19 protein-coding genes are annotated in these 24,471 nt (G+C 69.2%); 8 read left to right on the forward strand and 11 right to left on the reverse strand.

What is annotated here, in order from left to right; genetic code table 11:
• Positions 1–19: 19 nt before the first annotated feature.
• From NBT67_RS04785 to NBT67_RS04805, 4 genes are all read right to left on the reverse strand, one after another.
• Positions 20–760, reverse strand: a complete 741-nt coding sequence (locus tag NBT67_RS04785) for a hypothetical protein (RefSeq protein WP_251343662.1) — start codon at positions 758–760, stop codon at positions 20–22.
• Between the two features lie 46 nt (positions 761–806).
• Positions 807–2,600, reverse strand: a complete 1,794-nt coding sequence (locus NBT67_RS18060; protein WP_305881856.1) for a PKD domain-containing protein — start codon at positions 2,598–2,600, stop codon at positions 807–809.
• A 329-nt stretch (positions 2,601–2,929) separates the two neighbouring features.
• Positions 2,930–12,124 carry a PKD domain-containing protein gene (locus NBT67_RS04800; RefSeq protein ID WP_251343663.1) on the reverse strand — a complete coding sequence of 3,065 codons (9,195 nt, stop codon included), beginning with the start codon at positions 12,122–12,124 and terminating at the stop codon, positions 2,930–2,932.
• A gap of 239 nt (positions 12,125–12,363) precedes the next feature.
• Entirely contained in the window at positions 12,364–12,879 is a 516-nt protein-coding gene (locus NBT67_RS04805; RefSeq protein WP_251343664.1) for a DUF7344 domain-containing protein, read from the reverse strand.
• Positions 12,880–13,433: 554 nt separating this feature from the next.
• Here NBT67_RS04805 and NBT67_RS04810 point away from each other — a divergent pair.
• The 5 genes from NBT67_RS04810 (at position 13,434) to NBT67_RS04830 (ending at position 16,902) form a co-directional block, all read left to right on the forward strand.
• Positions 13,434–14,471 carry a transcriptional regulator FilR1 domain-containing protein gene (locus tag NBT67_RS04810; protein WP_484494553.1) on the forward strand — a complete coding sequence of 346 codons (1,038 nt, stop codon included), beginning with the start codon at positions 13,434–13,436 and terminating at the stop codon, positions 14,469–14,471.
• A 78-nt stretch (positions 14,472–14,549) separates the two neighbouring features.
• Positions 14,550–14,858, forward strand: a complete 309-nt coding sequence (locus tag NBT67_RS04815) for a hypothetical protein (RefSeq protein ID WP_251343666.1) — start codon at positions 14,550–14,552, stop codon at positions 14,856–14,858.
• Between the two features lie 43 nt (positions 14,859–14,901).
• Positions 14,902–15,909 (forward strand): mevalonate kinase, encoded by a 1,008-nt coding sequence (gene mvk, locus NBT67_RS04820; protein ID WP_251343667.1) that lies wholly within the window; start codon positions 14,902–14,904, stop codon positions 15,907–15,909.
• Positions 15,906–16,637: an isopentenyl phosphate kinase gene (locus tag NBT67_RS04825; RefSeq protein ID WP_251343668.1), complete on the forward strand. Its 732-nt coding sequence runs from the start codon at positions 15,906–15,908 to the stop codon at positions 16,635–16,637. Before mvk ends, NBT67_RS04825 begins: the two co-directional genes overlap by 4 nt.
• A 70-nt stretch (positions 16,638–16,707) precedes the next feature.
• The gene (locus NBT67_RS04830; protein ID WP_251343669.1) at positions 16,708–16,902 is read left to right on the forward strand and encodes a cold-shock protein; all 195 of its coding nucleotides are present in this window, start codon (positions 16,708–16,710) and stop codon (positions 16,900–16,902) included.
• Between the two features lie 147 nt (positions 16,903–17,049).
• Here the strand turns inward: NBT67_RS04830 and NBT67_RS04835 are convergent, their stop codons facing one another.
• From NBT67_RS04835 to thyX, 3 genes are read right to left on the reverse strand one after another with little or no spacing between them, the layout of a single operon-like run.
• A complete protein-coding gene (locus NBT67_RS04835) occupies positions 17,050–17,790 on the reverse strand; it encodes an MBL fold metallo-hydrolase (RefSeq protein ID WP_251343670.1) in 741 nt (246 codons plus the stop codon).
• 38 nt (positions 17,791–17,828) lie between these two features.
• Positions 17,829–18,038 (reverse strand): TRAM domain-containing protein, encoded by a 210-nt coding sequence (locus NBT67_RS04840; protein WP_251343671.1) that lies wholly within the window; start codon positions 18,036–18,038, stop codon positions 17,829–17,831.
• A gap of 54 nt (positions 18,039–18,092) precedes the next feature.
• Positions 18,093–18,836: an FAD-dependent thymidylate synthase gene (gene thyX / locus NBT67_RS04845; protein WP_251343672.1), complete on the reverse strand. Its 744-nt coding sequence runs from the start codon at positions 18,834–18,836 to the stop codon at positions 18,093–18,095.
• An 81-nt stretch (positions 18,837–18,917) separates the two neighbouring features.
• Here thyX and NBT67_RS04850 point away from each other — a divergent pair, with 81 nt between their 5' ends.
• Positions 18,918–19,493, forward strand: coding sequence for an MBL fold metallo-hydrolase (locus NBT67_RS04850; RefSeq protein WP_251343673.1), 576 nt, complete (start codon positions 18,918–18,920; stop codon positions 19,491–19,493).
• Here NBT67_RS04850 and NBT67_RS04855 read toward each other — a convergent pair whose 3' ends face one another.
• The 3 genes from NBT67_RS04855 to NBT67_RS04865 all read right to left on the reverse strand — a co-directional run bounded on the left by NBT67_RS04855 (position 19,494) and on the right by NBT67_RS04865 (position 21,345).
• Positions 19,494–19,766, reverse strand: a complete 273-nt coding sequence (locus NBT67_RS04855) for a DUF5827 family protein (protein ID WP_251343674.1) — start codon at positions 19,764–19,766, stop codon at positions 19,494–19,496. It lies immediately after the preceding gene.
• Positions 19,767–19,880: 114 nt separating this feature from the next.
• Positions 19,881–20,480, reverse strand: coding sequence for a superoxide dismutase (sod, locus tag NBT67_RS04860; protein WP_251343675.1), 600 nt, complete (start codon positions 20,478–20,480; stop codon positions 19,881–19,883).
• A gap of 259 nt (positions 20,481–20,739) precedes the next feature.
• On the reverse strand, positions 20,740–21,345 hold the full coding sequence (locus NBT67_RS04865) for a DJ-1/PfpI family protein (protein ID WP_251343676.1): 606 nt from the start codon (positions 21,343–21,345) through the stop codon (positions 20,740–20,742).
• A gap of 73 nt (positions 21,346–21,418) precedes the next feature.
• Between NBT67_RS04865 and NBT67_RS04870 the strand changes: the two genes are divergently transcribed.
• Positions 21,419–22,642, forward strand: coding sequence for an HD domain-containing protein (locus NBT67_RS04870; RefSeq protein WP_251343677.1), 1,224 nt, complete (start codon positions 21,419–21,421; stop codon positions 22,640–22,642).
• Between the two features lie 31 nt (positions 22,643–22,673).
• Positions 22,674–23,687, forward strand: a complete 1,014-nt coding sequence (locus NBT67_RS04875) for an amidohydrolase family protein (RefSeq protein WP_251343678.1) — start codon at positions 22,674–22,676, stop codon at positions 23,685–23,687.
• Between the two features lie 15 nt (positions 23,688–23,702).
• Here NBT67_RS04875 and NBT67_RS04880 read toward each other — a convergent pair whose 3' ends face one another.
• On the reverse strand, positions 23,703–24,365 hold the full coding sequence (locus NBT67_RS04880) for a DUF1028 domain-containing protein (protein ID WP_251343679.1): 663 nt from the start codon (positions 24,363–24,365) through the stop codon (positions 23,703–23,705).
• Positions 24,366–24,471: the final 106 nt, after the last annotated feature.

Genomic DNA, 24,471 nt, shown 5'->3' on the forward strand with positions numbered 1-24,471 from the left:
GCCGAGAGGAAAGAAGGGATCAGGAGAGTCGTCGGAGCGCGATCAGCGCGACCAGCGCCAGCCCGACGAACGCCACGAGGTAGACGGGATCCTTCGTGATCGCGTCCAGCCGCGCGTTCCGGAGTTGTCCCTGAAGCGGCGTCCCGTCGGCGGACGACTCCGCCGCGGCGGCACCGCCGGAGTGGTCGTCGCGGTTCTCGCTCGACCCCCCGTCGCTGCCGTCCGTCGCCCCCGCGCGCTCGCCCGAGCCGTCCCCGAGGACGGTCAGGTTCGTCGCCCGGGCGTCGGTGGTGTAACTGTCGCCGCGCTCGTCGCCGAGCGCCGCCACCGTCAGATCGAGGCCGGTCGAGCCGGGGCCGTCGCCCCGGAGCGTCACCCTGGCGATGGTCACGTCTCCGGTGTCCGCGGTGTTCGTCAGCGCCGCGACCATCGTCGCCGACGAGCCGTCGGCGGCGAGGTCGACCCGACTGGTCCGTGCCGAGGGATCGCCCAGCAGTTCGACGTTCGTGATGCTCGCTATACTCGGGTCCGTGAGTGCGACCGTGACGTTGTACGCGCCGACGCCGCCGCTCGCGTCGTCGACGACGACGTCGACCGTCGTGGTCTCGGAGACGGCGACGTCGTCGGCCGCCGCCAGCCGAACCGTCGTGGCTCCGGCCGCGCCGACCGTCGCCGCGGCCACGAGGAGCGTCACGACGACGACGGCCGCGAGTCTCGGTCCGCGTCCCGTCAGCAGGTCGCAAGCTGTGTCTCGGTTCATGTGTGGTGGGTCGTTTCGAGAGGGAAGGGGAGAGGAGAACGCCGACCTAGCCGGTCAGCTCGAAGAAGAGCGCCTGGACGTCGACGATGTTGACCGTCCCGTCGCCGTTGAAGTCGAACTTGTCGGGGTTGTTCTGGATCGCGTCGTCGTCGAGGTTGGCGAACAGGGCCTGGACGTCGACGATGTTGAAGTTCCCGTCGCCGTTGATGTCCTCGTACTGCTCGTCTGCGTCGGCGTTGGTCACCGGGTTGGCGAAGTCGCCGACGACGACCTCGGTGACGGTGAGCGACGCCCCGTTGGTGCCGGTGACGGCGTAGTTGTTGCCGTCCTCGTCGCCGAGGGCCGTGACCGAGGTGTCGAGGTCGGTCGAGCCGGCGTTCACACCTTCGACGGTGATGGTGGCGACGGTCACGCTCCCGGAGTCGGCGGTGTTCATCAGCGCGGCGTCGATGGACACCGACGAGCCGTCGGTCGCGATGTCGACCTGCGAGGTCTGTTCGGCCGGGTTGCCGAGCAGTTCGACGTCGGTGATCTGGCCGACGCTCGCGTCGTCGAGCGAGACGGTCGCGGTGTAGGCGCCGACGCCGCCGTTCGCGTCGTCGACCACGAGGGCGTACTCGGTCGAGTCGTCGGTCGCGATCTCACTGCTGGTCGGCGAGAGGCTCACCGACGTCGACTTCTCCGTGACGGAGAGCATCGCGCCGCTGGTGCCGGCGACCGTGTAACTGGTCCCCTGTTCGTTCCCGATCGCGCTGATCGAGGGGGAGAGGTCGGTCGATCCCGCGGCGCTACCCTGGAGCGTGATCGTCGCGACGGTCACGCTCCCGGTGTCGTCGGTGTCCATCAGCGCGGCGTCGATGGCCACCGACGAGCCGTCGCCGGCGATGTCGACGTTCGTCGTCTGGCCGGCCGGGCTTCCCTGCAACTCGACGTCGGTGATCCCGCCGACAGCCGCGTCGTCGACCGACACCGTGGCCGAGTACGCCCCGACGCCGCCGTTCGCGTCGTCGATCACGAGGTCGTACGCGGTCGTGCCGCCGACGAAGGTCTGGCTGCTCGACGGCTCCATGCTCACCGTCGTCTCCATGTCGGGCGAGGGCTGCGTCTGATCGTCGGAGACGGTCACCGTCTCCTGGGCAGTCGCCGTCGCGCCGTCGTCGTCCGTGACGGTGAGTTCGACCGTGTAGGTGCCGCTACTGGTGTAGGTGTGCGAGGGCGACGCGCCCGTGGCGGTCGCTCCGTCGCCGAAGTCCCAGTCGTAGCTCGCGATGGAGCCGTCCGGGTCGGTCGACGCCGAGGCGTCGAAGCTCACCGACTCGTCGGTCTCCGGGTCGGCCGGCGAGTAGGTGAACGAGGCGCTCGGGGCCTGATTCGACGGCCCCGCGTCGACCGTGACCGTCGACGACGCGGAGGCGGTGACGAAGCTGTCGTCGTTGGGGTTGATCGCCGACAGATCGGCCGTCACCGTCCCGTCGCCGCTGGCGCTCGACGGGACCTGTACGGTGTAATCGACCGTGTGTGTCCCGCCGGACGTCCAGATCCACTCGTTGGTCGAGGACTTGAACGTCGCTCCCCCGGTGGCGTTCTGGCTGATCAGCGTCCACCCGCTCGGGAGGTTCGCCTGCACCGACGGGGCGTTGTTGTCCGTCGCGTCCACCTGCACCGTGAACGTGACCTGGTCACCGGGGCCGACCGTCGTCGTCGACGGTGTCTGTGTAACCGATACCTGCGTGGGGTCCGCGCTCGCGATGCCGACCGCTCCGACGGTCGAGAGCGCGATCATGGCCGCGACGAGCGCGGCGAGTCCCCGTCTGAACGTGCCGTGATTCGTGTAGTTCATCTGTCGTGTGGTTGCCGTTGGGATTCGCTGTCGGGGTCGCATCCCGCCCCGTCGATCCGAGGGCGGGTCGTCCGAGAGCACTTCTCGGATGGTCGGAGGCCGATCACCGCAGTGGTCCTCTGGACGTGGTGGGGACGGGCCGGCGCTCGACGCCGGTCGGGGGCATCCCCGAGCGGTCCCGTCTCCACCACCGATCCACACCGCCGATCCGACGTGCGCTCGGTCGGACGGGCCGTGACGGCGGTCGCGTCGCCGACGGCGGTCGACCGGTCACGGTCCGGGGCGGTACGGGGGTGATCCGTCATCGGTATCGGCGATCGGACCGCGGTCTACGCGGTGGTGTTCCCTCCCGAGGAGTCCTCGACGATCTCGATGGCCGACACTTTCGCGTTGTCGTTGACGGCTTCGAAGTCGACGTCGAGGGTGTCGTCGTCGGCCGACACCTGGAACGTCTCGACCGTCCCGACGAACCGACTGCCGCCGGCGGCCTCGTAGGGCTCGTAACTCTCGACGAGCGTCTCGTTGTCGACGGTGATGTCGAACAGCCGCGGCGCGGCCGAACTGTTCTCGTAGTCGCCGCCGTAGGTGCCGATCTCGGCGAAGTAGAGCCGGACCTCGTAGCTCTGGTTCGCCTCGGCCGGGAACTCGTAGGCGAGCGTCCCGCCGTCGTACCGCTCCGACTCGAACAGCGCTTCCGGCGTCCCTGCGGGCACCGACGAGTCGAACGCGATGTCGAAGTCGTCGCTGTAGGTCTGTTGGCCGTTGACCATGTACGGCGAGGGACTACCGCCGGTGTCCCCGCCCCACGCCGGGCCGCCGTCGCCGGCCGCGACCTCGGCGCCGCCGGCGTTCACGCGGTAGAGGACGTTACCCTGGACCGGTTCGGTGACCGTCACCGTCGTCGTCGCCGTGCCGGTGGCGCCGTCGTCGTCGGTGACGGTCAGTTCGACGTCGTAGTCGCCGGCGCTCGTGAACGTGTGATCGACCTGCTGGCCGGTGGCGTCGGTCGTGCCGTCGCCGTCGAAGTCCCACGCGTAGGACTGGATCGTCCCGTCCAGGTCGCCGGACCCGGCCGCGTCGAAGCTCACCGTCTCGTCGACGGTGATCGACGACTGGTTCGCCGTCGCCGACGCGTACGGGGCCTCGTTTTGCGCCGATCCGCCGACCTCGATCACCTCGATGGCGTTCACCTGCGGGTTCGGGTCGTCGACGCTGCTCGGCCCGTGGAAGAAGTCCAGGTCGATGGTCCCGTCGCTGGTCACCGTGTAGCTCTCCATGTGACCGACGTTGTCCCCGGAGTTGGCGACGATGTCGTAGTTCTCCTCGACGGTCGTGCCGTCGATGGCGACGTCGAACGCCCGGACGCCGGCCGATCCGGCGAACTGGTCGGCGTAGTAGAGGCGCAGTTCGACGGTGTCACCCTGGGGCACGTCGAGTTCCCACTGCATCTCCGGGCCTTCGGGCGGGTCGCCGAGTTCGGTCGCGAACACCTGCTCCGGCGTGGAGTTCGGCACCGTCGAGTCGACCGAACTGGCCGGTCCGCGGTTCGGCGAGTCGGCGACGCCGTTGTAGTAGGTCGTGTCGCCGGCGGGGACCCCGATCCACTGGGGCCCGTCGTCGACCGCCGAGACGTTCGGCCCGCCGGCGTTCAGCCGGTAGAGGATCGACGGTGACGGCGCCGGCTCCGTGACCGTGACGTTGACGGTCCGGCTGTCGGTCAGCCCCGCGCCGTCCGTCGCCGTGACGGTCACCTGGTAGGTGCCGGCGTCGCCGGACTGCGGGTCGAGCGTCAGGTTCCCGGTGCCGTCGCCGTCGTCGGTGAACGTCGCGAACGCCGGGAGGCCCGAGGCCGAGAGCGTCGGCGTGTCGGCGTCGTCGCTCGCCGTGACCGCCACGTCGAGGCTCTGGCCCGCCTCGACGCTCTGGTCCCCGATCGGGGCGAGCGTCGGCGGCTGGTTGGCCGCGCCGACGGTGACCGTCGTCGTCGCCGTGTCGGTGGCGCCGTCGTCGTCGGTGACGGTCAGGTTCACCGCGTACGTGCCCGCGCTGTCGAACGTGTTGGTGACCTGCGAGCCGGTGGCGTCGGTCGTGCCGTCGCCGTCGAAGTCCCACTCGTAGGAGACGATCGAGCCGTCGGTGTCGCCGGAGCCGGCCGCGTCGAAGGCGACCGCGTCGCCGGCGGTCACCGACGTCTCGTTGGCCGCGACCGACGCCGTCGGCGGCTGGTTCGTGTCGCCGGGATCGGAGACGTTGACGACCTCGATCCCCTGGATCACCGGGTTCACGTCGCCGGCGTCGGATCCCTGGGCGAAGTCGACGTCCACGGTGCCGTCGCTCGTCACCGTGAACGTCTCGGTGTGGCCCGTGGCGTCGCCACCGGCGGCCGCGATGATGTCGAAGTTCGTGAGCTCCTGGGTCCCCTCGACGGAGACGTTGAAGTGTCGATCACCGGGCGCGGCGGTGTCCGAGAAGATGTCGGCGAAGTGGAGCCGAATCTCGACGGTCGTGCCGGCCTCGACGGGGAACTCCCACTGCATGGTCGGCGACGACGGCGGGTCACCGCGCTCGGATTCGAGGACCACGAGCGGGACGTACTCCGGGACCGTCCCGTCCGTGCTCGTGACCGCGTCGTAACTGCTGGGGTTGTTCGCCAGGCTGAAGGCATCGCTGCCGGTGTTGTGGTACTGGCTCGGCGACGACGAGTTGTCGACGCTCCAGACCGGACCGTCGTCGAGCGATTCGACGGTCGGTCCGCCGGCGTTGATCCGGTAGAGGACGTCCGCCGGCCCCTGGACGGACGCCGTGACGGTGACAGTCTGGGTCGCCGTGTCGGTGGCGCCGTCGTCGTCGGTGACGGTCAGTGCGACGTCGTAGTCGCCGGCGCTCGTGAAGTTCGTCGTCGCCGTCGGTCCCGTCGCGTCGGTCGTTCCGTCGCCGTCGAAGTCCCACTCGTAGGACGCGATCGAACCGTCCGGATCGCTCGACCCGGCCGCGTCGAAGGTGACGTCCTCACCCGTCTCGGGGTCGGTCGGCGCGGCGGTGAACGACGCCGTCGGGTCCTGGTTCGTCGCGGCGGTCGGATCGTACTTCAGCACGACGACGTCGGAGGTGAGCCCCGTGTCACCCTCGCCGTCGTCAGCGACCGCCATGAAGTAGTTGTAGCCGCCCTCGGCGGAGGAGTTGAGCAGGGTCACCGGGATCTCGGCCGTCCCGTCCCCTCCGATCGTCGCGGTGTAAGCGGTCGAGTAGGCGTCCTCGGCGCCGACGACCTTGTTGGCCTCCAGGGTGTCGACGTCGTACCCGCCCGACAGGCCGTTGCCCTGGACGTAGAGCGCCGCCTCCGTGTGGAGTAGATGCACCGTCTCACCCGGCTGGCCGGTGACCGTGATCGTCTGCTGGTCGTCGGTCACGACCGCGCCGCTGTAGGTCGGCGCACCGCCGGCCGCGCCGAGGGTGACGTTCGCCGCGTCGATGCTCGGCGCCGGGGCGACCGTCGCGTCGGCGACGGCCTGTCCGCCGGCGACGCTCCCGTCGCTGAACAGGTGGGTCGTCTGGGTCGCGCCGTTCGCGTACTCCACGGTCACCTCGGTCCCCGACAGTTCGAGGCCGGAGACGCCGCCGGTGGTCGCCGGGCCGGGCGCGCTCGCGCCCTTGATGCTGTTGGGGTCCATGTCGACCGTGTACTGGAGCGTCTCGCCGGCGCCGAAGTCGGTGAACTCGAGCTGCTGGACGTCCCAGCCGTCGTCCGGGTCGGCGCCGTTGTGGTACTCCGCGAAGCCAGTCGTCGTCGAGCCGCCGACGCCGTCGTAGACGTCGAAGCCCTCGCCGGCGACGTCGCCGGCCGTGCCGTTCGGATCGAGCACCAGATCCGGCAGGAGCGCGGCGTCGTGGTCCATCGCCACGCTCTCGATGGGCACGTCGCCCGTGTTCTCGATCCGGACGCCGTAGCTCCCGTTGCCGCCGGAGATGGCGGTGTCGACGCCCGCCGTGTTGTCGGTGGTGACCTCGATCAGCGCCGAGGGGTTCGCGGCCCCGGGCTGGCTGACGGTGACCGTCTGGGTCGCCGTGTCGGTGGCGCCGTCGTCGTCGGTGACGGTCAGTGCGACGTCGTAGTCGCCGGCGCTCGTGAAGTTCGTCGTCGCCGTCGGTCCCGTCGCGTCGGTCGTCCCGTCGCCGTCGAAGTCCCACTCGTAGGACGCGATCGAACCGTCGAGGTCGCTCGACCCGGCCGCGTCGAAGGTGATCTGCTCGTCGACCTCCGGCGCGCTCGGCGCGTAGGTGTACGACGCCGTCGGCGGGGTGTTACCGTCGCCCGAGACCGACACGACCTCGATGGCGTTGACGAACGGGTTCGTATCCGGCGTCCCGGAGCCGTGGAAGAAGTCCAGGTCGATCGTGCCGTCGCTCGTGACGGTGAACGACTCCATGTGACCGGTGTTGTAGCCGGCCTCGGCGATCGGGTCGTAGCCGTCCAGCACCGTCTGGTTCTCGATCTCGGCGTCGAAGTTCCGCTGGTTCGGCTCCGGCTGCGGAGCCAGTTCGTCGGCGAAGTAGAGGCGCACCTCCACCGTCTCGCCGTCGGGCACGTCGAGTTCCCACTGCATCTCGGGTCCCGCGGGCGGATCGCCGAGTTCGGTCGCGAACACCTGCTCCGGCGTGGAGTTCGGCACCGTCGAGTCGACCGAACTGGCCGGTCCGCGATTCGGCGAGTCGGCGACGCCGTTGTAGTAGGTCGTGTCGCCGGCGGCGACGCCGAGCCACTGGGGCCCGTCGTCGACCGCCGAGACGTTCGGCCCGCCGGCGTTCAGCCGGTAGAGCACCTGCCCGGCCGTCGGGGCCGGACTCACCTGGATCGTCTCCGTCGCCGTGCCGGTCGCGCCGTCGTCGTCGGTGACGGTCAGTTCGACCGCGTAGGTGCCGGGGCTCGCGAACGCGTGGGTGACCTGCTGGCCGGTGGCGTCGACGACGCCGTCGCCGTCGACGTCCCACTCGTAGGAGACGATCGAGCCGTCGGGATCGGTCGACCCCGAGCCGTCGAAGGCGACCGCGTCGCCGGCGGTGATCGACGTCTCGTTGGCGGCGATGGACGCGCTCGGGTCCTGGTTCGACGGCTCGACCGTCTCGCCCTCCGCCCACGTGTCGATCAGCAGCTGCAGTTCGGGCGTGGTGATCGTCTCACCGTAGCCCGGGACGACCTCGTCTTCCGCCCACCAGTTGATGGCGAGCTGGAGTTCCTGCGTGTCGATCTCGTCGGCCGGCGCGTTCTGCCCCGCGATGACCTCGGCGAGGGTCTGGTCGCCGTCGGTCCCGTTGTCGACCGCCACGATCTCGATGCCCGAGACCATCGGGTCGTCGCTGACGTGCAGGAGGTCGATGTCGAGGGTTCCGTCGGACGGCGTGACCGTGAAGTTCTTCGTCGTGCCGACGTCGTGGCCGACGTCCTCGTGGATCTCGTAGTCGTCGAGCACCTGCTGGCCCTCGATCTCGGCGTCGAAGATCCGCGGGCCGTTCTCCTCGCCGGAGTCGGACTGCGTCCCGTCCGGACCGTACCACGAGGTCTCGGCGAAGTGGAGGCGGACCTGGTAGCTCTGGCCGGCGGTGACCGGGAACTCCCACTCCTGGGAGCCGTTGTCGTTGCCGTCCCAGCGGTGGGACTGGAACATGAGTTCCGGCGTTCCCGGCGGCACCGACGGGTCGAACGTGATCGAGTCGTCGGTGGTGGCGGTGCTGTCGGTCGTGATCCGGTACGGCGACGGATCGCTCCCGGTGTCGGCGTCCCAGTCCGGACCGCCGTCGGTCGCGGTGATCGACGGGCCGGCGGCGTTGACGCGGTAGACGACCTCGCCGTCGGTTGGCTGATCGCCGTCGCCGGCGTCGGTCACGGTGATCGTCGCCGTCTCGCCGTCCGAGAGCCCGTCGTCGTCAGTGACGGTCAGGCTCACCTGGTAGGTGTCGGCCGTCGAGTAGTTGTGGACGACCTGCTGGCCGGTGGCGTCGGTCGTGCCGTCGCCGTCGAAGTCCCACTCGTAGGACTGGATCGTCCCGTCCGAGTCGGTCGATCCCGACGCGTCGAAGACGACGTCCTCGCCGGTCTCCGGGGCGGACGGCACCACGGAGAACGAGGCCGAGGGCGCCTGCTCGACGGCCGTGGGATCCTCGGGCGTCACTTCGATGAAGTCCCACGTCGCCGGGAAGGTCGCGTAGCCGTTGGTCGTCGAGTAGGTCCCGACCGCCAGCCCGCCGTCGCTGCCGTCGAGCCAGGCGTCGGGGATCGACGTCGTCCCGACGGTCACGTTCTGCCCGCCGTCGACGGCGTACTCGGCCGTCACCGTGTCGTTCGTCGGGTCGACGTGCATCCAGAGGTCGATGCGCTTGTTGTCGCCGACGACCGCCGAGTCCTGGGGCATGTTCACCAGGCTCAGCGAGCCGTCGACCTCCTTCGTGAACTCGACGCCGCCGTCGCCGCCGTGGGCGGTCACGACGAGTTTCGACCAGTTGTCCTGATCGCCGGTGCCGAGGAAGACCCCGACCTGCTGGTTGCCGTCGGAGCCACCCTGTGGGGTCTGGCCGCCGTCATCGGGGAACGGGTCCTGGACGACGGTGTGGACCGTGAAGTTCTCGCTCGGCGGGTTCACGCCGAACTGGAACCCGTTTTTCATGTCGTTCTCCGGCGTGCCCGCGTCGCCCGCGTCGACCTCGTTGATGACCAGGTCCTGCGACGCGCCGCCCTTGAAGATGTTCTCGTCCTCGTAGAGGTCGGCGTAGTCGGTGCCGTTGGTCATCAGGCCCGTGAACCCGAGGTCGAGGAGCGTCCCGGGGTAGGAGGCGGCCTGGAAGTTCCGCTCGACGGGCAGCGTCGTCGACAGCCCGTTGTCGGCGTCGATGGCGAACGGATCCTCCGTGTCGGGGATGCCGTCGTTGTCGTCGTCGGGATCGTTCAGGTTGGACGTCCCGTCGTCGTCGTAGTCGGTGGGCTGTGACGCCGCCGAACAGGGGTCGGTCCCCGCGTCGATCTCGTCGGCGTTGTCGTAGCCGTCCCCGTCCTCGTCCAGGGTCGGGTCGTCGGCGCCGGTACAGGTCTCGGGATCGGTCTGTTCGTAGTCGTTCGGCTCGAACGCGACGATCCCGTCGCTGCCGCCGAAGCCCGGTCCAGCGGGGTTGCTGCTGTACCGCACCACCCACACGGTGCCCGGGAACTTCTCGTCGTCACCCTGTGCGGTGACGTCGAGCGGGATCGACCCGAACCCGGAGAAGATCTGCGTGTTCGAGGTGGCGTCCGTGCCGTCCGCCGTCAGCTGGACGCGGTGAACGGTGTTGTCGAAGCTCGCGATGAGCAGGTCGCTCTGCATCTCCCCGCCGAAGTTCGAGGCGGTGTACTCGGTCATCCCGTTCGTCGACGCACCGAACTCCGCGATGGAGCCGTCGTCGGGGAAGTCCCCGCTCGACGGGTGTTCGTACTGGCACTCCTCGGGGTTGGCCATGCTGAACGGAACCGGCGTGAAGCTGGCGTTGAAGTCGAGCACCTTGTCGGTGGCACCGGTCGCCGGATCGTACAGCCCCGCCACGCTCGGACTCGCCCGCGTGGGGTTCGGATGGCCGGCGTAGAAGCCCTCGCCCGGGATGTAGTGGATCTGGTCGGGACCGCCGAAGCTACCGGAGCTGTCGGCGTTGGTACAGCCGCCCTGAACGGAGACGGGGACGCCCCCGCTCCCGTCCGGCCCGTTGTCGCTGGCGTACATCTGCCCGTCCTCGGAGATGATGACGTCGTAGGGGTTGCGGTAGCCGGGCGAGTAGACCTGCACGGGGCCGTTCACCGTGAGCTTCCCCTGGTTGCGCCCGTCGAGGCCACCCCACGGGGCGTCGGTCGGCGCGACGGACTCGTCGGGCTGGAGCGTGGGGAGGTCGTACTTGATCGGGTCGCCGTCCGCGTCCGTCTCGGTCGGCATCGAGTCGATCTGATCGAGGTCGATCGAGAGGATCGCCGCCGAGGTGGCGTACTCGGGGAGGTAGCGGAACTGGTTCCCCGGCGCGCCGTGCATCGTGTGGCCGCCGTTGGCCAGGTACAGCGTGTTCGTCGTCTCGTTCAGCGCCAGTCCGTTGGGCGAGTGCGCCTCGGAGGACCGGGCGATGCCGCGGACGAGCTGGACGTGGTTCCAGGACGATCCCGTCCACGTCAGCCGGGAGACCACACCGGAGTTCGTGTCGATGGACTCCGACGGCGGATCGTGTCCGCCGACGTTGAACCGCGGATCGCTGGAGGAGACGTAGATCACGGGGTTCTCGGCCGTCCCCTCGACGAGGATCCCGGTGACCTGCCGTTCGTCGGCGTCGGAGCCGGTGTAGACGCTCCCGTCGTCGTTGTGGTTGGTGATGTCGTCGACGACGCCCGTGATCTCCTCGACGCCCGTCACCTCGTAGTCGTTCTCACCCTGGCGCTCGACGGTGAACGCCTTGATGACGCCGGACTCCTGGGCGACGTACAGCCGCCCGTCCGGACCGAAGTCAAGCGCGGTCCCGCTGGTGATGTTCGTCGTGAGGACGCTGGAGTCGAACCCGACCGGGATGTTGCTGCTCGCGTCACCCGCCAGATCGACGGTCGTCGGCGTGTTGTTACCCGAGTGGCTGACCTCCAGCGTCGCTCCCTTCGCGCCCGCGCTGTCGGGCGCGAACGTGACCGGGATGCTCGTCGACTCGCCGGGCTGGAGCGTGACGCTGCCGGAGTCGTCGAAGCCGTCGGAGAACTCGCTCGCGTCGGGGCCGACGATCGACGTGCTCTCGACGGTGATCGTCGGATCACCGTCGTCGCCGAGGTTCGTCAACTGCACCGACTCGGTCGTGGTGTCGTCGATCACGGTCGGTCCGAAGTCGACCGTCGAGGGAGCGGCGCCGAGTTCGTTCGGCGACGGCTCCGACTGGACGATCTCGATGGCGTTGACGAAGGGGTTCGTGTCGGACGCGCCCGATCCGTGGAAGAAGTCGATGTCGACCGTGCCGTCGCTGGTCGTCGTGAACGACTTCATCGTGCCCACGTTGTGGCCGACGTCGTCGTTGGGATCGTAGCTCTGGAGCACGGTCGAGCCCTCGATCTCCACGTCGAAGGAGCGGTCCTGTGCGTGCTGGTCCGCGAAGTAGAGACGCACTTCGACCTGCGTGCCGTCCGGCACGTCGAACTCCCACTGCATCTCCTCGCCGCCCGGCGGGTCGCCGATCTCGTTGACGAACACCTCGTCGGGTGTGTCCGCCGGCACGCTCGCATCGATCGAGGAGGCCGCCGAACCGGACGGTGTATCGCCCGCCGCATCCCCGTTGAAGTAGGTCGTCGACGAGGCGCTCACCCCCTCCCAGTCCGGCCCGGAATCCAGGGCGGTGAGCGTGTCCCCGCCCGCGTTCACTCGATACAGGGTCGTGGGCGCCGCGGACGCGACGCCGGAACCCAGGGCGACCGTCCCCGCGAAGACGGACGTCACCATGAGTATCGAGACCAGTACCGCCGCCAGTCGGTTGTTCGTTCCCGGCAAGTGCATTCACCTGCTACGGGAAACGCTCACACACACGCACGGGTAGTTATTAGCTCGATGACATCTGGTATCGGAACGATGCGATTCGGTATCGGGCCGATGAACGGGCGGCCCCGAGCGCTAACGAGACGATAACGGGAGCGACGCGGACGACCCGGCTCCGCGTCGGCGTCGTACGGCTACCGGCCGACGTCCTGCGATTAACGGCCGCATAACCGGTCGCCGGGCCGGTGGTCGGCGCGGCGCTACTTCATCAAGACGTATCCCACGGCGAGGAGGCTGAGGCCGACGAGGAGCCCGTAGAGGGGGTCGACGAGGGAGAGCATCGACGGCGGAACGACCCCGACGCCGAGGAACAGTCCGACGACGAGGGCGGCCAGGGCGACCGAGAGGCGATCCCTGGCCGCCGACCGCCGGTCGCGTCCGGCGATGCGTCGCTGGATTTCGGCGCCGCGGTCGGTGAGTTCGATCCGGTCCCATCCGCCCTCCGACCGCACGAGACCCACCTGTTCCATCATGGGGAGGTGGTTCTGGTGGAGGCCGGTGTAGACGCTCTTGCGTTGGTCGTACGTGACCTCCGCGACGGGCCGGTCGTTCTCCAGTCCCGCGACCCGTTCCGCCAGCGTCCCGATGTCGATCGGATCGTCCTCCGCGGCCAGGACCTGGAGGACGTGCCGTCGTCGCTCGTTACCGAGCACCTGGTAGACGGGGTCCGAGAGGAGCGGGGCTCCCTCGGCCTCGTCCCGTTCGAGTCCTGCCATTCGTCAGAGCCCTGTCCGGTCGGGCGATCGGCGTGCGGGTCCGCCGCGCGTCGGACGGCACCCGGTGAACGGACGTGGCCACAGTCCGTCCCGAAGCCGCCGCGGTCGACGGTCCCGATCCGTCGGTTCCCCCGGTCGATCCCCCGTTCGATACGACGACCCGTCCGATCGACTTCGCGCCCGTCCCCCCGAGCGCGGACGCACACGACTCCCGACGTACTCCAGCAACCCCCGAACGCCGTCGGTCATCGATATCCCCTCTCTTCGAGCATCATGCAAAATATCCAATAATTCGGGGGCAAATTACCCTATCCCCTGCACGCGACTGCACGGCCTGCACTCACGTCGGAAAACGCGGATCGTCCAGCAGACGAGCGGACGGGGGAGTTGCACAGAGCGTGATCGCTCGTTCGAACCGTGGTCCGACGGACAGAAGCTGTCGGTTCGCCCCCGAGTGCAGGCCGTGGTCTCACGGGTATAACATCGATTGAACGACACGTCGGGGGATTAATCAGGTCATACTGATATTTTTGTGCCGAGAGGAGAACCACGGAATGGTCGACGCTCGCGAACTAATCGAACTGGTACTCACGCACACGGAGGTTCTGAACTCTCTGCTTTCTGCCCCGAAGACGAAGCCGGAACTCGTGGAGCAATGCGACGTCTCGCGGACGACGGTCGACCGCTGGATCAACCAACTCGAGACGGCGTCGCTCGTACACCGACCCGGGGACCGGTTCGAACTGACGCTGTTCGGTCGGGTCGTGACGCTGAAATTCAACCGCGTGCGGACGCAGTTGGGCCACCTCATCAAACTGCGTGATCCGCTGGGGACGCTGTCCGAGGAGGTGGACCTGGATCCGGAGATACTGGCGTCGGCGACCGTCTCGTTCCACGAGGGATTGGCCCCGGAACTCGCAGAGCGACTGCTGACCCACGACGGCCGCACCCGGCTGATCGCCCCACGCGTCCCGTATGTCTTTTCGATCCTCCTGTTCCGGAACCCGAATCCGGACGTCGAACTCGAAGTTCTCATCGAGGAGGGGCTGGCCTCACAACTCGACGCGTACGTCACGGACCGATACCTGCCGATGCTCTCGGTCGCCGACCTCGAGATACACGAGACGAGGGACGTGCCGCCGTTCTGTCTCGCCCTCGTCGAACACGACGGGGGTTCGACGGTGTATTTCGTCTTCGAGGGGCCGTGGGCCGGCATGGGCGTCATCGAAACCGACGCCCAGGAGGCCGTCGCGTGGGCGGAGGGGCTCTACGCCGAGTACCGCGACCGGACCACCGAGTACGAGTGGCCGTCGACGAACCAGCCGTTCGGAACCCTCCCGGACCGGAGACAGTGCGTCGTCCTCCTCGAGATACTGGCCGGCAACGCCACTCACGAGACCGACGTGATGGCGCGGGGTGCCGAGGGGGACGACGGCCGTGACGAGTCGCTCCGGGCGCTGGCCGAGGCGGGCTACGTCGAGTGGGACCGCGACACCGGAGCCATCTCCGAGGGCCCCAACTTCGACGACATCAGACCGATACTCGAACTGATCGCGAACGATCCCGAGACGCTCCCGCCGGAGTGGCAGTGAGGGAGCCGCCCCCGGCCGGCGTCCCGACGTCGACGACGGAGACACAACGGTCAAGTCGTCAGTGGGACTATCCCCTGTATGGCAGAGAAGAAGTTCACCCTCCTCGAACTCAACCTCGGCGACGGCACCCTCCAGATCGGACCCGCGACGCTCGGCGGCGACGGGGGCGGGATCGACGGACCGGACCTCGACCTGGACCTGGACGACGACGTCGAACTCGACGACGAGGACGACGACGGCCGCTGTCCCGGCCGCACGGTCGGCAAACTGCTCGTCGCCGTCCTTCTGCTGGCGGTCGTCGCGCTGGTCGCGAAGAAGCTCCTCGGGAGCAGCGAGTACGACGACCTGGAGGAACTCGAAGACCTCTCGGATCTGGACGAGGAGTGAGCATCCGGACACCTTAAGCGACGGCCGGTCCGTAGGGACGGGTATGACGGTATCGAGTGCGCCGGGCAAAGTGTACCTCTTCGGCGAACACGCCGTCGTCTACGGCGAACCCGCCGTACCCTGTGCCATCGAGCGGCGAGCGACGGTGACCGTCGAGACGCGGGACGACGATCACGTGCGCGTCGAGGCGTCGGACCTGAGCCTCGACGGCTTCACCGTCGAGTACGCGGGGTCGACCGGCGACCGACCGGACGTCGACGTGCCGGCGTCGCTGGTGGACGCGGCGATGGGCTACGTCGACGCGGCGGTCGAACAGGCCCGCGAGGCCGCCGACGCGCCCGACGCCGGCTTCGACATCACCGTCGAGAGCTCGATCCCCCTCGGCGCGGGCCTGGGGTCGTCGGCAGCGGTGACGGTGGCGGGCATCGACGCGGCGACGCGAGAACTCGGCCGGGAGCTGTCGGCACGCGAACTCGCCGACTACGCCTACCGCGCCGAGTCCGCGGTCCAGGACGGCCAGGCGTCGCGCGCGGACACCTTCTGCTCGGCCGTGGGGGGCGCCGTCCGGGTCGAGGGCGACGACTGTCGCTCCATCGAGGCGCCGGACCTCCCCATCGTCGTCGGCTTCGACGGCGGTGCGGGCGACACGGGCGAACTCGTCGCCGGCGTCCGCGCGCTCAAGGAGGAGTACGACTTCGCGGCCGACACCGTCGCCACGATCGGGGACCTGGTGCGGATCGGCGAGCGGGTCCTCGACCCCGAGGCCGACGCGGGCGCCGACGACCGACTCGCGGAACTCGGCCGACTCATGAACTTCAACCACGGCCTGCTTGAGTCGCTCGGCGTCTCCTCGCGGTCGCTCGACAGCATGGTGTGGGCGGCCCGCGAGGCCGGCGCTCACGGCGCGAAGCTCACGGGCGCCGGGGGCGGCGGCTGTATCGTCGCGCTCGACTCCACGCCGGAGACGCTGACGGCGCTCCGGTTCACGCCGGGGTGTGAGGAGGCGTTTCGCGCCGAACTCGCGACCGACGGCGTCCGGAGGGTGGAATGACGACCGTCCTCAAACTCGGCGGGAGCCTCATCACCGAGAAGGACCGCCGCGAGACGCTCGACGACGACGCGCTCTCGGCCGCAGCCGACGCCATCGCCGAGGCGGAGACGGACCTCGCGCTCGTTCACGGCGCCGGGAGCTTCGGCCACCACTACGCCGAGAAACACGGCGTGAGCGTCGGCCAGGGAACGGCCGACGCGGGCGCCGCCCTCGAAATCCACGGCTCGATGACCACCCTGAACCGCTTCGTCCTCTCGCGTCTGCACGACCGGGACGTGCCCGCCCTCCCCGTCCACCCGCTCTCCGCGGGCGCCCGCGACGACGGGGCGACCCTCCGCCTCCCGCTTCCCTCCACCCGGACGATGCTCGGCGAGGGGTTCGTCCCCGTCTCCCACGGCGACGTGATCGCACACGAGGGCCAGGGGGCGACGATCATCTCGGGCGACGAGGTGGTGGCTCGCTTCGCGACGGGGCTTTCCGCCGACCGCGTGGGGCTCTGTTCGACCGTCGACGGCGTCTACGACGCCGACGGCGAGGTGATCGACCGGATCACGTCGTTCGAGGAGGTGGCCGACGCCCTCGGCGAGAGCGACGCCACCGACGTGACCGGCGGCATGGCCGGGAAGGTGCGCACGCTCCTCGACCTCGACGTTCCGGCGTCCGTCTTCGGCGCCGACGACCTGGCCGCGTTCCTCGACGGCGGCGAACCGGGCACGCGGATCGGCTGAACCGGCCGGCGGTCGTGGTACCACGACCCTCGCAAGCGTTATGCCCGAGACGGCTGTACGTTCGTTTGCAATGGCAAACGGAACTGTTGATTTCTTCAACGACACTGGCGGCTACGGTTTCATCGAGACTGAGGATGCTGACGACGACGTGTTCTTCCACATGGAGGACGTTGGCGGTCCGGACCTCGAAGAGGGACAGGAGCTGGAATTCGAGATCGAGGACTCCCCGAAGGGTCCGCGCGCGACCAACGTCGTCCGCAACTAACTACCGATTTCGAACCGTCGCCACACGGCGACGGTCGATCACCGATTCGTTTGTTCGAGACCTCACCCGTGTAGCGACGCGCTCGGAGCCACGGGGCCGACGCTACCGGGACGTCGCGTGGCGGCCGGGCGCGACCGGGGGCGTGACCTAGGGCTCGATCCGCAACCCGTCGCGGGCGAAGCGCACGTCGCCGTCGTACCGCCCGTCGACCGCCGCCAGCATCTCCTCGTGGCGCCCCTCCGTGTGCGGGTAGAGATGCGTCAGGTAGACCCGGCCGTAGTCGTGTCCGGCGAGGGCGTCGCCGAGTTTCGAGGGCGTGGGGTGGTTGGACACGTCGACGTCGTCGGGAAAGGAACAGTCGTGGACCAGCACGGCGGAGCCGTCCGCGAAGGCGGCCAGCCCCTCGAAGGCCTCGGTGTCGCCGCTGATCGTCAGGTCGCCCGCCTCGTCCGCGAACCGGTAGGCCAGACCGTCCACGGAGTGGCGCGTCTCGCGGGCCGACACGTCGAAGCCGGCGACCGAGAACTCGTGCGCCCCGACCTCACGCACCCGGAGGTCGACCCGGCCGTCCAGGTAGTCGAACGCCGAGAGCAGGTCGTCGAGGAGCGCCTTCGTCCCCCGCGGGCCGACGACCTCCAGGAACGCCTCGCCGGCCAGCCACCGCGCCTTCAGGAGCGCCAGGAGGTCCGAGACGTGATCCAGATGCAGGTGGGTCACCAACACGGTCGAGACGGCCTCGTACCCGGCGTCGGTGCCCGCGAGGCGGTGGAGGACGCCGGCGCCGCAGTCGACGAGGAGGCGTCGCTCGCCGCGTTCGAGCAACAGGCCGGTCTGGGCCCGGTCGGGGAGCGGCATCGCGCTCCCGGTGCCGAGGAAGGTGAGGTGCATGGTCGGCCGTGGGACGCGGGTTCGGAAAGACGTTCGGATCAGGTGAAGCCGAACTCGGCGTCGACAACCTCGCCGCGGGCGTAGGACTCGCCGACGTCGGTGATTTCGACCCGTACCGTCTCGCCCAGCGACGCCTCGTCGACGAGGACGGCGAACTCCTCGACGTAGCCCACGCCGTCCCCCTCGGACCCCAGTTCCTCGATGGCGACGACGTACGTCTCGCCGGTCGTGACCGGTCGGTCGGTCATGGCACCCAGTACCACACGGAGACGGAAATAAGTCGCGGCGTCGACACGTCGCCGCTACGGCGCGAGGCGGTTCTTGCGGCCCTTCATGTGTTTCTCGTAGTGTTCGAAGGTGATGGGACACCACTCGGCGGCCAGGTCGAGGACCGACTCGGTCATCTCGCGGATCTCCCACTGGCTGTCGGCCGCGGCGCGCATGTCCGCGACGTGCATCAGCATCCGGGCGTTCATCGACATGACGATGTTGACCTCGGTGCCGATGGGGAGGACGAAGCGGGCGTCCTCGGGCGGCATTCCCAGATCGAGGAGTTGCTGGTAGGACTCCACCGAGTTCCGGACCGTCTCCCGGAAGACGCGTTCGCGCTCCGCGACCGTCTCCTCGTCGACGGACCCGCTCGACTGGTTGCGACCGATCCAGTCCGGGTCGGTCGCCGACGGCGGCGTCACCACCATCGCCCCCTCCTCGACCTCGGCGGGGTCCACGTCGTCGAAGGAGACGTACCGCATGCTCTGGACGTCGAAGCTGACGTGGCGGTGGCGCGTGATCTGGGCCATACAGGACCGGCTGACGCCCTTGATCGCGAAGGTCGCCTGGGGGTGTTCGAACGGCCCGAAGTGGCCGTGATCCAGCAGGTGACCGATCAGCGTCCGCCGTTTCTCCTCCTCCGTCTCCCCCTCGATGCCCTCCATCGCCTCCGCGAACGAGATGTCGCCCACGAACTCCGAGAGGTAGTCGTTTCGCGCCGCCGTACAGATCACGCGCTCCGGATCGGGCGTCGCTTCGAGCAGTTGGACCTCCATGCCTTCGTGGGGGAGCCCCCACAACCTAAACGTACTGTTGGAGGGGCAGCGTCAAGCCCCCGGAGACGGAAGGGGCGAGCGATGACCGACATCGAGAACCTGGCGGCCGGGGTGGAGGCCTTCACCAGCAACGTCTTCCTCGTCCACGGCGACCGGACGGTCCTCGTCGACGCCGGCGCCAACTTCGACGTCGTGAGCGAACTCGAGGCCCGGACCGACGGCCTCGACGCCGTCGTCCTCACCCACACCCACCGCGACCACGTGGGCAACGTCGACGCCGTCCGCGAGGCGTTCGGCGTCGAGACGTGGGGGTACGATCCCACACAGCCAGCCGTCGACAACGAACTCCGCGACGCGGTCCGACTCGGCGACGACGAGTTCACCGTCCTCCACACGCCGGGCCACAAGGACGACCACGTCTGCCTGTACGCGCCGGCGACGACGGTCTGTTTCGCTGGCGATCTGGTGTTCGCGAACGGCGCCTTCGGGCGGACGGACCTGGAGGAGGGGGATCGGGACGCCCTGGTCCGGAGCATCGACCTGCTCTTGGAGACGGTCGGTCCCGACCTCGCGGCGCTCCATCCGGGCCACGGCCCGAGCGTCACGGACGGCGCCTACGCGACGATAGAGCGCGCGCGACAGGCGGCGCGGCTGTAGCTACTCGTCGGTCCGCAGGCCGTAGTAGCCGGGGTCGTCCTCGGTCGGCGGTTCGCCGATCACGAGGTCGTCGGCGTTCGTCATCACCCAGGGCACCGCCCAGTCGACGAGGACGGCCTCCGTCCCCTCGTCGACGTCGGCGTCGGGGTCCAGCCCCTGCAACAGGCGGGCGATTTCGTCGATCGTGTACATCTGCTCGGGGTCGAGCAACTCCTCGGGCGTGTAGAACTCGCAGGGGTAGATCCCCTCGAACGCGTCCTTCGGTCTGGGCATGCCCGTGGATAGGGCGAGTCGCACGGTAAACGCTACCGGCTGCGGGTCGGGTGCGAAAAAATCGTGCGATCTGTCGGGCTGGAGCCGCTCTCCGCGGCCCTGCGACGATCTCGGCTACTCGAACAGCTCGACGGCCTGCTCGTAGCGCGCGCTCGGCTCCTCCCAGTCGACGACCTGGAAGAAGTTGTCGACGAAGTCGCCGCGGGCCGGGCCGTAGTCGTGGTAGTAGGAGTGCTCCCAGACGTCGAGCGCGAGGATGGGGTGGCTGCCCCAGAGCGCGCCCTGGTCGTGCTTGTCGACCACGACGTTGCGAAGCTGGTTGGAGAAGCTGTCGTACACCAGCAGCGCCCAGCCGCCGGCGGCGCTCGCGGCGGCCTCGAACTCGCCCTTCCAGGCCTCGTAGGAGCCGAAGTCCTCCTCGATGCGGTCGGCGAGGTCACCGCTCGGCTCGTCGCCACCCTCCGGCGACATGTTCTGCCAGAACAGGTCGTGGAGGATGTGGCCACAGCCGTTGTGGGTGACGTTCCGGATGGCACCCGCCGAGGACCCGAAGTCGCCGTCCTCGCGGTTCTCCTCGAGCGTCTCCTCGGCGCTGTTCCAGCCGTTCACGTAGCCCTGGTGGTGGGTGTCGTGGTGCCACGTCAGCACCTGCTCCGAGATGTGCGGCTCCAGCGCGTCGTAATCGTACGGGAGTGGGTCGAGTTCGTAGCTCATTGGAATAACCTCCACACAGACGATGTATCGGGACGCTGTTAAGCTTTGAGGAAACGTACGATAACACGTCACACGACGGATCGTGCGGACGGAACGGATCGGTCGGCCGCTATCGCTCCCTCACCGACTCACCCCTCACGACACCCACACCTCGCCTCGACGGTCCACCGACCGTCGACGCCCACCGACCCACCTCCTCACGACACCCACACCTCGCCTCGACGGTCCACCGACCGTCGACGCGCACCGACCCACTCCCTCACGACACCCACACCTCGCCTCGACGGTCGTACTCCAGTCCCTCCGCCACTCTCCCGGCCGTCTCCGCGTCCACGAACCGCTCGATCAGGTGGAGCGCCAGGTCCAGCCCCGACGTGATGCCCCCCGCGGTCAGCACGTCGCCGTCGTCGACGACGCGCGCGTCGACCACGTCGGCGTCCGTCGCCCGCAGGTCGTCGAGGGCGCCACGGTGGGTGACCGCCGGCCGGCCGTCGAGGAGACCGGCACGGGCGAGGAGCATGCCGCCGGTGCAGACCGCCGCGAGCGTCCCGCCCGCGTCGTGGACCCGGGCCAGCGCGTCGGGGAGGGTGCCCCGTTCCGCCTCCGCCCACGCGCCCTCGGGCCGCCGGTCGTTCCACCCGCCGCCCGGGACGACGAGCAGGTCCGGCGGCTGGGCGAGTGAGAGGGTGCCGTCCGGGTCGATCCGGAGGCCGTGGGCCGCCCTCACCGTCGGCTGCTCGTCGAGGGTCACGAGCGACGCGTCGAGTGGCGCGCCCTCGTCGGCCGCCATCTCGAAGGCCTCGAAGGGCCCCACCGCGTCCAGTTCGTCGAAGCCATCGTAGACGAGTATCGCGACGGTCGTCATACCCTCACGTCGGCGCCGGCGACCATAGAGCTACGGCCGGGAGTATATGGTCGATGCCGCCGAAGGTGTCACCATGGCGACGATCAAGGACAGCGTTCACGACCACATCGAGGTGACGGGCGTCGCCGAGGCGCTCCTCGACACGCCGGCGATGCAGCGACTCCGGCGGATCCGCCAGCTCGGAACCGTCTCGCTCGTCTACCCGTCGGCCAACCACACCCGCTTCGAGCACAGCCTCGGCGTCTACCACCTCGCCTCGGAGGCGCTCGATCACCTCGGCGTCGCGGGGACGACCGCCGAACGCGTCCGCGCCGCCGCCCTCCTGCACGACGTGGGCCATCCCCCCTTCAGCCACAACGTCGAGCGACTCCTCTATCGCCACACGGGGAAGCTCCACGACGACGTGGCCGACCTCATCGCGGGCGGACGGGTGGGCGCCGTCCTCCGGGAACACGACCTCGATCCGGACGCCGTCGCGGACCTCGTGGCCGGCGAGGGGCGGTACGGCCAGCTCGTCTCGGGCGAGCTCGACGTCGACCGGATGGACTACCTCGTCCGCGACGCCCACCACACGGGTGTGCCGTACGGCACCATCGACCACGGGCGACTGGTTCGGGAGCTCACATTCCAGGACGACGAACTCGTCATCGCGGAGGGGAACGTCCAGACCGCGGAGAGCCTGCTCCTCGCCCGGGCACTGATGAACCCGACGGTGTACCAACACCACGTCGCCCGCATCGGCAAGGCGATGCTCCGGCGGGCGACCGAACGGCTGATCGAGGACGCCGGCTACGACGCCGAGACGGTGCGTCGGTGGGACGACGCCGACCTGCTGGTCGCGCTCCGCCGGACGGACGCCACCGCCGACCTGGCCGACCGCCTCTCGACCCGCGACCTCTACAAGCGGGCGGTGTGGGCCGAACTCGACGACGTGCCCGAGTCGCTGCTGGAGGCGGATCACGACCGCATCGGTGACCTCGAACGCGAGGTGGCGACCGCGGCGGACGTAGACCCCGACGCCGTCGTCATCGACGTCCCGCCGCCGCCGGAGATGCGGGAGTCGTCGTCCCGGGTCGTCGTCAACGGCGAGATCCGACGGCTCGACCGGCAGTCGCCGCTGGTGTCCGCGCTCCGGACCGCCGGCCGCAACCAGTGGCGACTCGGCGTCTACGCCCCACCCGGCGCCGTCGACCGCGTGGGCCGGACGGCGGCCCGGACGCTCGGTCTCGACATCGACGGCGCCCTCGTCTCGGAGGTGCGCCGCGGACTCGACGCCACGCTCGACGAGTTCGGGTAGCTTCAAGGGCCACGCACGCCCCAGTCGAGGTATGCAGATCGAGGGGACCGTCCTCCGCGGTCGCGAGTTCGAACCGGTCGAGGGCCGGGTGGTCGTCGAGGACGGCGACGTCGTCGCCGTGGAGGAGGGAGAGACCGAGAGTGACGCGGTCGTCTGTCCGGCGTTCGTCAACGCCCACACGCACATCGGCGACTCCATCGCCAAGGAGGCCGGCGCCGGCCTGTCGCTCGACGAACTCGTGGCGCCGCCGGACGGCCTCAAACACCGCCTCCTCCGGGCGGCCACCGACGCGGAGAAAGTCGCGGCAATGCGCCGGTCGCTCCGCTTCATGCAGCGAGCGGGGACGGCGGCGACCGTCGAGTTCCGGGAAGGCGGCGTCGACGGCGTCCATGCGATACGGGAGGCGATGGACGGCCTCGACGTCGAGGCCGTCGTCCTCGGCCGGGAGACGGTCGCCGCGATGCACGAGGCGGACGGGTTCGGGGCGAGCGGCGCCCGCGACGCCGACTTCACCGCCGAACGCGCCGCGACCCGCGAGGCCGGCAAACCGTTCGGCATCCACGCCGGCGAGCGCGACGCGGCCGACATCGACCCCGCACTCGACCTCGATCCGACCTTCCTCGTCCACGTCGTCCACCCGGAACCGCACCACCTCGACCGGATCGAACACGGGTCGGTTCCGGTCGTCGTCTGCCCGCGCTCGAACCTCGTCACCGGCGTCGGCACGCCCCCCATCGCCGACCTCCTCGACCGGACGACCGTCGCGCTGGGGACGGACAACGTCATGCTCAACAGCCCCTCGATGTTCCGCGAGATGGAGTTCGCCGCGAAGGTCGGGGGCGTCGACGCCCGCGACGTGTTGCGGATGGCGACGGTCAACGGCGCCGACCTCGTCGGCCTCGACTGCGGCCTGATCGAGGTGGGACGACCGGCGAAACTGCTCGTCCTCGACGGCGACTCCGATAACCTCGCCGGCGCCCGCGACCCGGTTCGGGCGGTGGTCCGCCGGGCCGGCGTGGCCGACGTGGACCGGGTCGTGCTGTAGGCGATCCGCTCCCGGCTACTCCAGGGTTCGCTGGAGCACGGCCTCCGGGAACTCCGCCTGCCACTCCTCGTTGTCGGCTTTCGCCACGTCGTAGATCCGTTCGAGTTCCGAGACGGGATCCTCGTGATCGTCGACCCTGAGGTCGTCCTGCAGCGCCGGCGTCTCCGGGTGGTAGACTTTGAGCGCCGCGCTCTGTGCGTGGTCACCGCGCTTGTCGCCGCCGGCCTCCTCGCCGGCACGGAGGGCCGCGAGCAGCCGTTCGGCGAGCGGCCGTTCGGGGTCGGTATCCGCGAATGCCGTCGCGACGGCGTCGACGACCCGTTCACCCACCAGCATGTTGCCCGCGACGGTGAAGTCGTCCCGCTCGCGGGAGCCGTACCAGTCGACACAGTCGTCACCGGAGAAGGTGACCGTGTTCCCCCACCGATCGACGCCGTGTACCTGTCGGACCGCCGCGTCCTCGTCTTTCGCGACGAGCGTCCCGACGGCGTCGTCAACGCTCGCTCCCTCGTCCATGAGGCGGGTCGCCTTCACGCCGAGCGGGACGCTGACGAGCGACTGCGTGCTCACTACCCCGTTCGGCGAGAGAAACGGGGCCAGCGAGCCGACCGCCGGGGCCTTGGTTGCGATGGCGACGCCGTGTACGCCGTCCTGTGTCGCACAGATGGAGTACGTCATGTGTTACCAGATCTCCTTGGCTCTGAACTCTCGGATCGTGTACGCGATGATGATGATGCTCACGACGACTGCACCCGCGATTCCCAGTCCGACGACTGCGACGAAG

This window comes from Haloplanus sp. GDY1, from assembly GCF_023703775.1.
In the GTDB taxonomy this organism is placed as follows: domain Archaea; phylum Halobacteriota; class Halobacteria; order Halobacteriales; family Haloferacaceae; genus Haloplanus; species Haloplanus halophilus.